The sequence below is a fragment of the Maribacter litoralis genome (assembly GCF_003075045.1).
Taxonomy (GTDB): Bacteria; Bacteroidota; Bacteroidia; order Flavobacteriales; family Flavobacteriaceae; genus Maribacter; species Maribacter litoralis.
Genome location: NZ_QCZD01000003.1, coordinates 281,942 through 297,629, shown reverse-complemented (window position 1 = coordinate 297,629; position 15,688 = coordinate 281,942). Strand labels below are relative to the sequence as shown.

Sequence of the window (15,688 nt, the reverse complement as noted above, 5' to 3'; positions counted from 1 at the left end):
AATAAATACCCAAATTACGAAATTTTAAAGAGGGCAAGGCTACTATGAAAAAGATTTATGCATATCTATCGGTTTTTATATTTATTACAAGTTGTGCAACCTATAGTACTAAATATGTAGATGAAAAATATGCCGTTGATGTTGACGATACCAAAGAAGTTTCACATACTTTTTACTTAATTGGCGATGCAGGTTTGTCTCCAATTGGTGGTATGAACCCTGCACTCAAAATTTTTAAAAATAGATTGAACAAGGCCGATAAGCATAGTACTGCCATTTTTTTGGGAGATAACATTTACCCGGCAGGGCTACCTGATCCAAAAGATTCTACACAAGCTTATAGAGAGGCAAAAAACCATTTAGATGCCCAAATTAAAACATTGGAAGATTTTAAGGGAAGGTCATTGTTTATACCGGGTAATCATGATTGGTATACAGAAGGATTGATCGGTCTAGAAAGAGAAGAAGATTATATTAAGCAAGCATTAAAGGAAAAGGAGAAAGATCCTTTTTTACCGGAAAATGGTTGCCCTATTGATGTTGTTGAAATTGGTGATGATGTCGCTATAATTACAATTGATACAGAATGGTATCTGACCAATTGGGATAAACGCCCGGATATTAATGATAAATGCGAGATAAAGAGCAGAGACAAGTTTTTTCTAGAATTGGAAGATGCCATTAAAGACTATCGTGATAGAACTACCTTAATCGCCATGCACCACCCATCAAACAGTTATGGGGAACATGGAGGGCAATATTCGCTAAGAAAGCAATTTTATCCAAAAAAGATGGCTGTACCCCTGCCAGTTTTGGGAACTTTTATTAATGTGTTGCGTAGTACTTCTGGAGCATCAATTGAAGATGTAAACAATAAACGCTATAGGGAATTGATGAAAAGAGTAACGACTTTGGCACAATATTCCGATCGAGTAATATTTGCATCGGGTCACGAGCATACGTTACAGTATATACTTGAAAATAACACGCCACAGATTGTAAGTGGCTCAGGGGCAAAAGAAGGCTTTACAAAGTTGTTGAACGGTTCTCAGTTTAGTACCGGTAAAATGGGGTATGCAACATTAGAGGTATATAAAGATGGATCATCTAGGGTTCGTTTTTATGGTGTGGATGAAAACGAAAATGAAGAGTTTTTATTTACAAATGAAGTGCTACCGCCAACAGAGGTAGCCTATGAAGCTGAACTTACCGCTAATTTTCCAGATACGGTAGAAGCATCTGTGTATACGAAAGAGGAAATCGAAAAAAGTGGATTTTATAAGGGAATATGGGGAGAACGATATCGTAAATATTACGGAACAAAAGTAAAGGTGCCCACGGTAAATTTAGATTCGTTAATGGGTGGTCTAGTACCAGTTAAAAAGGGAGGAGGGCATCAATCTAAATCGCTTCGTCTTCGTGCAAAAGATGGTAGGGAGTATGTTATGAGGGCGTTGAAAAAAAGTGCTGAACTTTATTTACAATCCATGGCATTTCAAGATCAATATGTGTTAGATGACCTTAAGGAAACCTATACGCAAGAATTATTACAGGATTTTTACACCGGTTCACACCCTTACGGTCCTTTTACAACTGCAAGATTATCTGATGCAATAGGTATCTATCATACAAATCCCGTTTTATATTATGTGCCAAAACAACCTGCATTAAATGAGTACAATGATACTTTTGGCGATGAATTGTATATGATAGAGGAACACACGGGAGATGGGCATGGTGATTTGGCAAGTTTCGGATTTTCCAACGATTTAAAAAGTACGGATAGCATGCTTGAAGATCTTCGTGATGATGAGAAATATGAGGTAGATAAGGATCTGTACCTAAGGGCGCGTCTTTTTGATATGGTTTTAGGTGATTGGGACAGGCATGTAGATCAGTGGCGTTGGGCAGAGTTTAAAGATGTGAAAAAGAACAAAGTGGTCTATAGACCTGTACCGAGAGATCGAGATCAGGTATACTCAAAAATGGGTGATGGTGCTTTAATGAATATTGCCACTCGTATAATACCGGGCTTAAGGTTAATGGAAGGTTTTAATGAGGAAATAAGAAGTGTAAAGGGCTTTAACTCTTCTCCTATGACCTATGTTTTAGATCTTACCCTATTAGGGGAAACAGAAAAAAGCCAATGGTTGGCACAAGCTAAATATTTACAGGAAAACTTAAAGGAAAGCGATATCGATGAAGCGTTCAAATCTTTTCCAGAAGAAGTAAGGGACGAAACGGTAGAAGAAATTAAGAGAATACTTTTGGCGCGCCTAAAAAATATAGATGAAACTGCCAACGAGTACTACAAAGTTTTAAATAAGTATGCCGTGGTTGCGGGTACCGATAAAGATGATTGGTTCGAGATCAATAGGCTCAACGATAAAGAAACAGAGGTAAAAGTTTTTAGAAATATAAAAGACGAGAAGAAACGACTGTTTTACTACAAGGTATTTATGAAAGAAGATACCAAAGAGCTATGGGTTTTTGGTTTAGATGATGACGATATTTTTGAGGTAAAGAATCCGGCTAATTACTCGGGAGTAAAGGTGAGGATAATCGGTGGTCACAATAATGATATCTATAGGGTAGACGATGGTAAAAAGGTTGCTTTATATGATTTTAAAAGTAAGAAGAACACCTTTGAAGAAACAGGCGGGGCAAAGGTTAAATTGTCGGATGAATATAATTTGAATACCTACCAACCATTAAAACTAAGAAATAGCTTTAATCAGATTATACCAACAATTGGTTATAATCCAGATGACGGGGTGCGTATTGGTTTTGTAAATACCTATACTTATAATGGTTTTAGGCAAAACCCATTTACCCAGCAGCACACTTTTGCAGCATCGTATTATTTCGCAACAAGCGGATTTGATTTTAAGTATCGAGGTGAATTTGCCCATGTGTTCGAGAATTGGAATGCTGAGTTGAAAGCACGATTTACGAGTCCGAATTTTGCTATCAATTTCTTTGGTTTTGGAAACAATACTGAAAATTTAGACGATGATTTAAGTTTGGATTACAACAGGGTAAAACTTAGGCAAATAGATTTTTCGCCATCATTGGTGTGGAGAGGGCAATTGGGAGCAAAAGTAAAATTAGGTCTGTCATACGAGAATATCAGTGTTGAGGAAACCAATGATAGATTTATAAATACCTTTTACCAGCAAAATGGAGAAGAGACCAATAGCGATTTTGTTGGAGCTCATGCCTCTTACGCATATGAAAACAAGGATAATGAAGCTTTTCCAACCCTTGGGATGTCAACTTCGTTAGAGGCAGGTTTTAAAGAAAACCTTTCTAAAGACGGAGGTAATTTTGGTTATATAGTACCAAGTTTAAGTTTTGATTATAAATTGATACCAAGTGGCAGGTTGGTACTGGCTACAAAATGGAAGGCGCATTTTAACATAGGTGATGAATATGAGTTTTATCAAGCTGCGAGTATTGGCGGTATAGATGGTCTACGTGGGTTTAGAAATCAGCGTTTTACCGGTAAAACATCATACTACCAGAATACGGATATTAGATTTAGCCTTAGAAAAAAACGAACAAGGTTGTTACCCACTGCGATGGGACTCTTTGGAGGGTTTGATTATGGTAGGGTATGGTTTCCAGGTATTGATTCAGGAAGATGGCATACCTCTTACGGTGGAGGATTTTTCTTAAATGCCTCAGATATTATATCCGTAAATACAGCAATATTTGCTAGCGAAGACGGAGCTAGGTTTACTTTTGGTTTAGGGTTCGGATTTTAAAAAGGTTATTTATTTATGGTGTAGGTGTAAAGGTTACCACCTTCCCCGTGAGCTCGCTCATCTGATATCAATAAGGTAGTGTCGTTTAAAAAGCATACCGATTCTAATTGAGATCGGGCTCCTAAATCAATTTCTTGAATATTGCCCTTGGTGAAATCATCCCAGGTAAAATCCGTAAAAACAAAAAGCTTCCCATAACTAAGGGCTATGATTTTATCTCCTTTTGGCGATATATCAATTGAGGTTATTCGGCACGTATTCCAATCTGTACAAGGTATAAAAGTACCTACAAGAGTAGCTTCATAAGAACCTTTGGTATCTGGTACGGAGTAGATACGGGCTTCGCCCGTAAAGGAATGAGACCTGTTTTTGGTAACTATAAATATTTTGCCATTATGATGAAAAATAGCTTCTGAATCATAAAAAAGAGCGTCTTTTTTTGGAGGAAAACCTTTTTGGTCAGGGTAGTGCAACTTTATTTTTTCGGCATCTATTTTATCACCGGGCTCAATAGTAGGATTTGGCAATTTGTAAATGACCAAATCTTTTCGTTTGTTGGTGTTATTGCCAATATCACCTATATAAATATTACCGGCACTATCTGTAGTAAGGTCTTCCCAGTCTTGATTGTCTCCATTTTTTACCTTAAGGCTTTTTATTATATCACCTTTAAAGTCCACTTGGTACAGTTCATCTTTATTGCCTCCGTCCTCAATTACCCAAACAGTAGAATCACCATAAGTGGCCAAACCAGAGTTTTCATTTAAACTACCAGGTAAATCGGCAGTGACTCTCAATTGCCCATAATTTGAGCAAGAAGTAAGTATAGAGAATAAAAGTAAAAAGCTTAGTACTATTTTATTCATCTTGATCTGCTAAGGGCATAAATATTTCGGCTTTCCAGCGTAAAGCATCACCACCCATGTTAGGGTTGTTGAAAAAGAATTCAATAGGTTTTTTCTCTATGTCAATATTCTTTTCTTCGGCATAATCCAGTAAGGTATACCATGCTCTGTCAGAGGTCATATAGTTTCCGTTATAAACCGCTTTGAGAGATTTCTTGCCAATAAATTCTTTGTATACCAAGTCCTTAATTATTGGTAAGGTATCGCTTTTAATGATAGGGTAACAAAAATTAAAACTAATGCTGTCATTTTGCATATCCCAATCTGTAGTTTCAATAAAAGGAACTCCATTAACCTTAATACCGTTACTGGCAATGACAGAGTTAATGAACGGATAACTTTCCATCATACCAAAAGCCTTTATGCTTTGAGTAGTTTTGTGTTCGACGCAGGCGCAGTAAGTGGAAGGTAAATACTCTACGCCCATAAAGGTAACTTTAAATTCCTTTCTGTGGGCATTAAGATTTTCTATGAAATCCGTCACCGTTTTTCTTGATTGTTTCTCAAAATCGGTATCATAAAACGGAACTTTAAGTTTGTTAGAGAAACTATGTTCAGCATCTTTTATATCAACGACCAATCGAGATGTAGAATCCGTAATAGGGATAATGTTCCAGTTGTAGATGTGGGTAGAATCTCCAGATACAATCTGTTGTTCTATATGATCCAAGTTATTAAGTTGGCGCACAGAAGCCTCTGGTAATGTATTGTTCCATGCTTTTAAAGCTTGGTTGATCGTACCTGTATTTGATTTTGCTACAACTCTAATCTGATAATCTTGTGGTTTAACTAGAAAATACCAAAGTAATGCAATGGAAACCACCGCTATAATTATGGTTATGCCTTTTTTCATGCGATCTAATTATGTGCTAAACTTGAGTTTTTCTTCATTTCAATTTTGGAGTTCAATAGTGCTCCAATTTTTCTTCCTTGACCTACACCAACTTCAACGGCAGCTCGGTAGTGAATTCCGCCATACATTCTACTTATAGCAGCTTCATCTGCAGCTTCGTTAAAAGAATTGAATTTTCTTATAGGTAAACCATACGGCGTTTCCGTATCGTCTTCAAAGCTAAAGTCCTCTCCGAAAATACTGGTCAACGCTGTTGCTGCTGCACCTGAAACTACACTATGCCCGCTGGTATATTCTGGGAAAGGTGGTGTTTGTAGAATAGGTTTCCAGTTTTCATCAATATGCTGATTGATAAGGGTTTCTGGCCTAATTAGATTACTTCGGTATTTTTCGTCCCAACAGCTAATGAATCCATCGGCTATTGCCATTGATGTTTTGGTATAGGCGAAAACGGTATCATCAAAATTACTGTTTGTCTTTTTAGCGGCTATTTTAGTAATACCGATCCAGTGTGCTCCAGGCGTAATTTTTTTGGTGGCGAACATGAGGTGACCTCTTGTAACGGAAACATAAGGGTTGCAATCCCAAAACTTGGCAATAGCAACTTCTTCAGACTCATCTCCGTTCTTGGTAATTTCGTTACTGATGTTATATACCTCAATAAGTTCTTTGTAGAAGTCAGAATCTTTTTCAAGAGAGAATGCTGGCGGTGGAATAGGTTTAAATTGAGAAGCCGAATCTATGATGAACGGGCGTATTTTGTTCCAATGGGGTTCTATACCATCCATGTAAGCCGGTGGTGTAGGTTGCCATCTTGCTTGGTCGTCAGTATCTACGGTAAACTTGGGCATAGTACGGGTTTGACTGTAATTGTCCTTGCTCATCCATTCTTTTATGTGCTCTGCAACTTTTAATCCGTATGCTTTAGAAGCTTCAAATTCAGGCTCGTTCATTGTCTTCCATTTTGTGAACAAACTGTCTTGTAGTACATCAAACTTGTCTTCAGAGAAGATGAGCTGCCTGCTAATGTTCATATGGGCAATTAGTGCAGATAATTGCGGATTTATACCAGAAACAGTATCAATGGCCGGTATTGGTCTTAGATCTTTTAATTGCCCGGCTAAAGATTTATAATCCGGGTTGGTTTGTGCAACGATTTCATATGCAGCTATGTTTGGGTATGCAAATATTCTACTGGCCACAGGTGGTGAGAAAATATCATGAATCATGATATCAATAACGTGGTCAATAGAATTATGTAAATCGTCTGGAGATATTTTAATGGGTTCTTGTTTTTTCTCTGTACAGTTTACAAATAAGAAAACTGCTAATAGTATACATGCATACTTTTTCATTGTACTAAGGTTTGAGTATTTGGTACACCTCTGCTGCTTCGTCATTAAAGGTGAGCAAAATATAATTGTTGTTGTTGAATTTAATGATGTTCATATTTCGAATCGATTTTCCAATTAAATCGAGTCCAATTTTATTCGCTAAGGTAATATTGTTGTTGTTACTTATCAATGCTCCGGGGAAAGAATCAAAACGACCATGATACGGTTTAACACCAAAATAATTTCCCGCTGCCAAAACTTCGGTTTTATTATCGCCGTTAAAGTCAAATTCCAAGAACGACATTATCGGTGCCAATTGCAATTTATAACTAAATGGAACAAAGGTGAATTTGCCATTTTCATTTTTGAGGAAGCCAGAATTTAATGTATGTACTTTTAGAATTTCTGCGTTTGGCAGCATATTTTCACCTAATATATCTTCCATGGATTTTCCCGCGAAGGAACTATATGAGTTGAATTTTTTACGAAGTGATACCAATTGGCTAGATAATTCTTTCAAACCGTCTACCGGGTAATCTTTACCGTCTTTATAGGTGCTGACAATGGTTTCGGTAGCTCCATTTTTATCAAGGTCTCCGTAGTACATTTTCATAGGATGTTCTTCTGACGTGGAGAATTTGGTATTTAATCCCCAATTGCCTAAAAGATAATCTTGATCACCATCACCATCAATATCAAAACTGATTACAGATTGCCATAAACCATTTAATTTTTCATTTTCTAACGGATGAATTTCTGTAAACTTACCTTCATTATTTTGAAAGAATTTGGGTGACATCCATTCGCCAACAAACAAAAGATCTTCCCAACCGTCATTGTTGAAATCGGTAACAATGGCATCGGTTATCATGCCTAATTGGTTAAAAGGATTCTCCGTGATGTTAAAATTACCGTCGGTGTTTTTTAGAAGATAACTATTTGGTCGGTTACCGTAGTCTGCACTAATAGATTGGTTGCAAACTATTATGTCAAAATCGTTGTCATGGTCATAATCTAATTTAATTAGCACCGAGGTGTTTTCAAACATTTCCGGGAATGCTTTTTTTGTAAAAACACTATCACTAGATATATAATAAGAATCTGTAAGTGGTTTCATTTCATTAAAGAAATCTGCACCACCAGTGCCTATGATTAAATCATTTTTGCCATCATTATTAAAATCGGCAATAATTGAAGTGATATCTTCTTTTATGCTATCCATTTTTATTTCTGGATATGTGATTTGCTGAAAAGTAGAGTCTTCTTGTACATAAACTTGAGAAGCAATATACTTTGAGCCACCAAAGAAAATATCATCTTTGCCATCAGCATTTAGGTCGCCTACACTTACTGCCGGGCCTCTATCAGACATTTGGTAGGGAATCAACTTTTGACGTAAATAATCGCTGTAAGAGTCCTCAACATGTATAAAGTCTATACCCAGGTTATTTAACGCCTTTTTGAACAACAATTGTTTTTGAGTATGCAGATTACTGTAATCAAAAGCTTTGTTCTGATTTGGACTAATGTATAACGTTTGGTTTGTGGCAATATTTGTTATGGTCTGGTAACTCTTGTCTGGCCATACGATCTTTACAGAATCTATATTGTAAATTTCACCGTAACCAAAATGAATTAAAGGTTCGGAAGAAGCCTGAAATCCACGTACGGTATACATTTCCTTAAACTGTTGAATACCGTTGGCGTACGAGAATACTTTGGTACCAATTCCGAATTTATTTTTTTCTCTGTAGTTCAGTTTAATTTTTAGCCAATTTGCTTTGTTATTGGTAGTGTTCTCTTGTATTTCTGCAGGGCTGTAGAGATTATTGGTCACCAAATCTAAATCTCCATCATTATCTAGATCGCTATATGCCGTTGCTCCAGATATTATCGTGTCCTGTGAAATCCAAGTTTTGGATTCATCGATAAACTGAAGGTTGTTGGAGCCTTTAAAAATCATATTGCCAATAAAACCGGAAGGCATCATTTTAAGTGCTTTTTGATCTACAAGGTTGGTATTGTTGATTTTTGACCGAATATTTTCATTTGAAATGTAATTGATATAATCAAGGTCATTTGGTCGTTTTGGTATACCATTACTTATGTAAAGATCTTGCTCACCATCTTGATTGTAGTCGCCAAATAGAGCGCTCCAGCTCCAATCGGTAGCGGCAACTCCACTTTGCAGGGCAGTTTCTAAGAATTTGCCGTTTGGTTGATTCACAGAAAGCATGTTTCTGGTATATTGATTATGATAACCAAAGGTTTCGGTCTTCAATTTTTGAATTTGGATATCATCATCACCTTCCGAGGACTTTAAGACAATTTCATCTTTACCCAACATGTCTAGAGAAATTAAATCTGGTAGTCCATCATGATTAATATCTGCGACATCGCTTCCCATGGAAAAACGGGTGGTGTGTCCAAAAGCCTCTTTAATACTTTCCTTAAACGTTCCATCACCATTATTAAGGTAATAATAATCATCTTCGTGAAAATCATTACCTATGTAAAGATCAGGGTATCCATCTTGGTTAAAATCAGAAACGGCGATACCTAGGCCGTAACCATTGACACCACCATAAATTCCAGCTTCTTCACTAACGTCAGTGAATGTACCATTGTCGTTTCGTAGAAGTTTATCGCCCGTTTCATAAATTCTCTTGTGCCTAATTTGTGCATTGCCATAAGAATCTTGGGTATGTATGGCGTGGTTAAGAAGATAAATATCTAAATCTCCGTCTAGGTCATAATCTAAAAAGGCAGCAGAAGAACTGTAAGATTCAAAATCAAGTCCGTAATCAGCAGCACTTTCCTTGAAGGTAGCATCCCCTTGGTTTATAAAAAGCTCATTGTAGCCATTAAATCCGTTTAGGCCAACAACGGCACAAACGTAAATATCTAGTAATCCATCACCATTTACATCGCCCATTATGGCACCGGTATTCCAAGAACTGTTGCCTGCTACCCCTGCGTTTTCGGTAATATCCTCAAATTGTAAATTGCCTTTGTTGAGGTATAGCTTGTTCTTTACCTGGTTTCCGGAAAAATAAATATCGGGCAAGCTATCGTTGTTGATATCGCCAATGGCAACGCCACCTCCATTATAAAAATAGAGATAGTCTAAAATGCTTAGGTCTTTGGTTTCGGTAAGGGTATTTTCAAAAGTTATACCTGTATCGTTCGCAGAGCGTTTTACAAATAATTCACCTTTATTTTGCTTGCAACCTAAGGCACATACCAAAACCAATATGTATAATAATTTATTATTCATTTAATTTATACAGTTTTGGAGTGTCATCATTAATTGCGGCAATAATAAACTCATTGCCTTTTTTATCTTTGATTGTTTTCAATTGCTTTACTTCATTTCGAATAAAGAAGCCACTTTCAGAATAGTTTTGCCATTCAAAATTTAGATTACCATCTCCTAAAAGTACATTTCCATAATTGGCATCTAGCCTAGAATATTGCGGTTTAAACTCAAAGTTGTTACCGGCCATAACCAAATCTAGGTTTCCATCTTTGTTTACATCTAAACACTGAATTCCACAAATACAAGAGAATTGAACCTGTGGAGGTAATAATTTAATGGTGAAATTGCCATTGCCTTCATTAATAGCGATTACTGATTCAGAAATATTTACTTGTTTTTGAATCGTGTTGTCTAAAATGTTCTTTGGAAAAAGTTCTTGAATAGTTTTTGATGCATATTCAGAAGCTTTAATATTCTTTTTCTTTAAAGCCAATATTTGTGTGGTCAATTCTTTTTTCTGATGTAACGGATAATCGCCATTGTCATAGTTTTGTGTTGTAATTTGCTCAATGGTACCATCGTTATCAAAATCGTTCACCCACATTTTCATAGGCTTGCCAGGTGCAGGTTTATAATGAATATTACTGCCCATATTACCAAGAATTAAATCTTGGTCGCCGTCATTATCCAAATCGTATGCTTCAACAGCTCCCCACCAACCATTTAAGCTGTCTAACGAAGTTTTGGAGTCACTAAGTCTTCTACCTGAATTTTTATAAATTTTGGGGCTTCCCCAATCAGAAACGGTTACCAGATCATCTTTACCATCTCCATCAATATCTACCCATATGGCATCGGTGATCATACCGGCATCTTTTAGGTCATAGGCAGAACGTTCTGTTACATCGGTAAAAGTTCCATCACCATTATTGGATAAGAACAAATGATCAGGATTTACGCCATATGTGCCTACTATACTTCTAGAACCTACAAAAACATCAACATTTCCATCACCGTCAAAATCTGAAGGAGCAATAACCGCAATATTTTTATTGATACTAGGAAGTTTGTTGGCACTCAAAGTGAAATTACCCTTGCCATCGTTTATATAAAGTCTAATGCCGTATGTGCCCTGCATACCTATTTCGTTGCCACCTGTGCCAACCATAAGATCAAGGTCGCCATCTTGGTCGGCATCTAAAAAGGATGCTGTAATATCCTCTAGGGGTGCTTCTTCTTCAAAAAATCGTGTTATAGGTTTAGAAAGCGACCCGTTGCCTTTATGAAAGTACAGAGCGGCAGATTGGTTTTTTGCACCACCTATAAAAACATCATCATTTCCGTCGCCATTAACATCTCCCACGGCCATCGCTGGGCCTTCTTCTGCTAAAGATTTTGATATTAATCCTTCGTTGTCAAAATCCATATAGTTATTTTCTTTATGGGTCAAGAATGTATCGTTATCTATAGATTTTAGAAGCGTAGAGTTTTCGGTTTTATTTACTTTATACCTTTCAGTCGCCTCCTCTTGATCGAAGGTTATCGTTTGGTTGGCTTTTACATCGCTAAGTTTTACAGTTGCATCGTTAGGCCAGATAATTCGAATTGAATCGATGGCTTCTGTAGAGCCTAAACCAATGGTCATAGGGTAGTCTACTGAAGACTGAAAACCTCTTGATGGCATTAAGGTCTGTTCAATAATATTGTCTGGGTAGTATAAACGCGCCACTGTGCCTATTCCGAATTTATTACCATCTATACCTTTAAACTTTAAGGTAATATAGTTGTTGTTAGATTGTGTTTCTGAATTATTCCGGTAAACAAAGGCTTCCATATTTACATTGTTGACCACCAAATCTAAATCGCCATCATTGTCTAGGTCGCCGTAAGCAGAACCATTTGATCTGCTGGGTATTTCAAAACCCCATTGTTTGTTGTAATTGCTGAAAGTAATATCACCATTGTTTCTATAAGCATAATTTGGTAATGGTGTAACCGGCATTTTGTTTATGATGGAATCTATAGATTCTTTTCTTCCGGTCAATGCCATCTTTTGAATGATTTCGTTTGCAAAGAAATCAACGAAATCCAGGTCTGTAAGATCATGGTTAATACCATTGGTGACATAGATATCTTTTAATCCGTCATTATCCATGTCAAACATAAGTCCAGACCAGCTCCAATCTGTGGCTTCAACACCGCTATAATATGCAATTTCAGAAAAAGAACCGTTTCCATTATTTAACTGTAGCGTATTCTGTATGTATTGCTGATGAAAGTCTTTGCTCTGTTTAAGTTTGAAAATATTGTAACCTTCAAATTCCATGACCGACTTTACACGTTGATCCGGTTCGGGTAGCATGTCTGTTATGAAGATATCTGTTAGTCCGTCATTATTGATGTCGGCCATATCAACCCCCATAGCGGATAAGCTTAAGTGATTGGTCCATTTTTGAACTTCTTCTCTAAAAGTTCCATCTTGGTTGTTGATGTATAAGTAATCCCTCTCATAAAAATCATTGGAAACATAAATATCAGGATATAGGTCGTTATTGATATCTACGACCATTACTCCTAATCCAAAACCAATAAGACTTCCATAAATACCGGCATCTTCACTAACATCCACAAATTTGCCATTGTCATTTCTTAATAGCATATCACCTACACCTCTGAAAATTTTAGGGACACCTTCCCAATCTTGGGCTCTTACTTCTCTTTGTTCCGCATAACCTAAGCTGCTGACAGGTATGTTACTGTTATTTAAAATATAGGCATCTAAATCTCCATCCTTATCGTAATCAAAGAAAGAAGCATGGGTAGAAAATCCTGTTTCCGCTAAATTATATTCATGGGCTTTTTCAGTGAAAGTTCCATCGCCATTATTAATATAGAGGTCATTGTCGTGATTGTTGCCTTCCATATTTCCGGCGTTACTGACATAAATATCTAAAAATCCATCATTATTGATGTCTGCCATTACGACCCCGGTAGACCAAGGTTTATTACCTTTTATTCCGGCAGATTCAGATATATCTTCAAATTTAAGGTCCCCTATGTTTAAAAAGAGTCTATTGGGTTCCATATTCCCGGTAAGGAAAACATCAGATAATCCGTCATTATTAATATCACCTATAGCAACCCCGCCACCATTGTAAAAATTACGGTATTTAAAGATGTTGAATTCTTTAGAGTTGGCAACTTTATTTATAAAAGATATACCGGTTTCTTCCGGCCCTAACAGAGTAAATAGTGTGGGATCGGTATTTTCTTTAGTAGTACCAGCATCTTCTTTAGAACCACATGATTGTAAGAGTGAAATAAATAAGCCAAGGCAATATAGCTTAAGAAAATTGGAGTTCATTCTTTTTGAGTTTGAAATAGAATTTTGAGTTAAAATGTAAGCTGTAAAAATTGAGTTAGAAACCTGTGTAATAGGTTGTTCAAAATTAATTTGCAATATAGCCAAATACCTATTATTTGTTAGGTTTATTTGCCAAAAGTAGACGTTAAAATTTAAAGAAATCGTTATAGTGTCCTTTGTAAAATACGAATAATGAGATTTTGCCGCATCTTTTTAGAAGTAATGGAAATAATCCAATATATTTAACCTTGACTTAGAAACAAACAACTCAACAAATGATAGGCATATTTTCTTTCTTAGGGTTCACCATATTGGTGGCCATTATTTCATATTTAGCAACGAGAACCACTAATGAACAGACCTCTGATGGTTATTTTCTTGGAGGACGAAGTTTAACGGCGGGCGTAATAGCGGGTTCATTGTTATTGACCAATCTTTCTACCGAACAAATTGTTGGGCTGAACGGAAGCGCATATACAGATGGCTTATCTGTAATGGCTTGGGAAACTTTAGCGGCAATAGCAATTGTGGTAACGGCAATTTTTTTATTGCCAAGGTATTTAAAAGGGGGGTTGACAACTATACCTCAATTTTTGGCAAAAAGGTTTGATGTGACAACGAAAACTATAACCTCTGGTTTGTTCTTGACAGGTTATGTAGTGGTATTGTTACCTGTTATTTTGTATTCTGGATCGGTTGCCATAAGCGGTATGTTCGATGTGCCCACATTATTAGGGGTTTCAGATAGTACGGCTTTAGTTATATGTATTTGGGGAATAGGTTTGATAGGATCTGTTTATGCTGTTTTTGGAGGGTTGAAAGCAGTAGCGGTTTCTGATTCGATTAATGCAGTTGGGTTGTTGATCGGTGGGTTGTTGATACCTATTTTTGGGTTAATGGCAATCGGAGATGGAAGTGTTTTTGGAGGTCTGGATATTCTGATAGATGCAAATCCAGAACGTTTTGATTCTACCGGTAATCCAGGGCAAGAAGTTCCTTTCGCAACAATTTTTACGGGAATGATGCTGGTTCAACTGTTTTATTGGGGTACCAATCAACAAATTATTCAAAGAGCCTTGGGGGCTAAGACCCTTGCAGAGGGGCAGAAGGGTTTGTTGTTGGCTTCATTTTTAAAGATATTGGGTCCGTTAATATTAGTATTGCCAGGCATGATAGCCTACCATTATTTTGATGGAGGATTAGCTTCAAGTGACTTGGCTTATCCAGAATTAGTACGCGCTGTATTGCCTAAACCGTTGGTCGGCTTTTTTGCAGCTGTACTTTTCGGTGCTATTTTAAGTTCTTTCAACAGTGTACTAAACAGTTCTGTTACCTTGTTCGGTATTGATATTTATAAACAACATATTAATCCAGATGCACCGGAAACTACCGTAGTGAAATATGGTAAGATTTTTGGGATTTGTTTGGCCTTGGCTGCAATGTTTATTGCCCCACTTATTGCCAATGCAGGTAGTTTGTTTAATTACCTACAGGAGATCAATGGAATTTATAGTATTCCAATATTCACTATAATCGTTGTGGGGTACTTAACGAAGAGGGTGCCGGCAATTGCTGCCAAAGTGGGTATACTTTCAGGTTCGGCATTATATATAATAAGTCAGTTCTGGTTAAAGAATAAGTTTGTGGATGCTGCTTTAGCAGATGCAAATGCTAAAGGTATAACTGATCCAATGCAATTAAAGTTGATTGAGGCAGAAGCCTATCCTCACTTTTTACATATCATGGCAATATTATTTGTCACCAATATTGTAATAATGCTGATAATAGGAGCTATTAAACCTAGAAAAGAACCTTTTGTTTTGGAATATACCGATCAAGTATCCATTACGCCTTACAAATATGTAAATCAAATGGGTATTATTATATGTTGTATTGTAATAGGTATTTACGTGTTTTTTGCGAAATAGTAAATTTTAATTTATTTATTAAAGCCACATCTAAATTTAGATGTGGCTTTTTAATTTTAAGTAAGATGGTTGTGTAATGGAGTCCTTTATAAGTGTAGTGCAAAATACGATTGTGTAAGCACCATATTCTAGTTAATACGATGAAATGATTTAGGAATTTGCGGTATATAGTGTGTGTCACTAAATAGCTTCATGGTTAGGTGAAGATTAAAAAGGTTTGTTGATGTATCGGTGTTGCTTTTGCGATATATTCTTTGGTCTAGGATTAGTTGTATAGT

The 15,688-nt window shown here is 36.6% G+C and carries 7 protein-coding genes; 2 read left to right on the top strand and 5 right to left on the bottom strand.

Going from position 1 to position 15,688, the window contains the following annotated elements; translation table 11 throughout:
* Positions 1-44: 44 nt before the first annotated feature.
* Positions 45-3,767 carry a metallophosphoesterase gene (locus tag DCS95_RS12780; RefSeq protein WP_116771179.1) on the top strand — a complete coding sequence of 1,241 codons (3,723 nt, stop codon included), beginning with the start codon at positions 45-47 and terminating at the stop codon, positions 3,765-3,767.
* 5 nt (positions 3,768-3,772) lie between these two features.
* Here the strand turns inward: DCS95_RS12780 and DCS95_RS12775 are convergent, their stop codons facing one another.
* The 5 genes from DCS95_RS12775 to DCS95_RS12755 are packed head-to-tail and all read right to left on the bottom strand — an operon-like array spanning position 3,773 to position 13,482.
* Positions 3,773-4,633, bottom strand: a complete 861-nt coding sequence (locus DCS95_RS12775; protein WP_116771178.1) for a hypothetical protein — start codon at positions 4,631-4,633, stop codon at positions 3,773-3,775.
* Positions 4,626-5,525, bottom strand: coding sequence for a GyrI-like domain-containing protein (locus tag DCS95_RS12770; protein ID WP_116771177.1), 900 nt, complete (start codon positions 5,523-5,525; stop codon positions 4,626-4,628). Before DCS95_RS12770 ends, DCS95_RS12775 begins: the two co-directional genes overlap by 8 nt.
* A 5-nt stretch (positions 5,526-5,530) precedes the next feature.
* Positions 5,531-6,880 (bottom strand): vanadium-dependent haloperoxidase, encoded by a 1,350-nt coding sequence (locus DCS95_RS12765; protein WP_116771176.1) that lies wholly within the window; start codon positions 6,878-6,880, stop codon positions 5,531-5,533.
* A 4-nt stretch (positions 6,881-6,884) separates the two neighbouring features.
* A complete protein-coding gene (locus tag DCS95_RS12760) occupies positions 6,885-10,136 on the bottom strand; it encodes a VCBS repeat-containing protein (protein WP_116771175.1) in 3,252 nt (1,083 codons plus the stop codon).
* Complete coding sequence (locus DCS95_RS12755) at positions 10,129-13,482, bottom strand: VCBS repeat-containing protein (RefSeq protein WP_116771714.1); 3,354 nt, start codon at positions 13,480-13,482, stop codon at positions 10,129-10,131. The genes DCS95_RS12760 and DCS95_RS12755 overlap by 8 nt, the downstream gene beginning before the upstream one ends.
* Positions 13,483-13,757: 275 nt before the next feature.
* Here DCS95_RS12755 and DCS95_RS12750 point away from each other — a divergent pair, with 275 nt between their 5' ends.
* On the top strand, positions 13,758-15,410 hold the full coding sequence (locus tag DCS95_RS12750; RefSeq protein WP_116771174.1) for a solute:sodium symporter family transporter: 1,653 nt from the start codon (positions 13,758-13,760) through the stop codon (positions 15,408-15,410).
* The last annotated feature ends 278 nt before the right edge of the window (positions 15,411-15,688 follow it).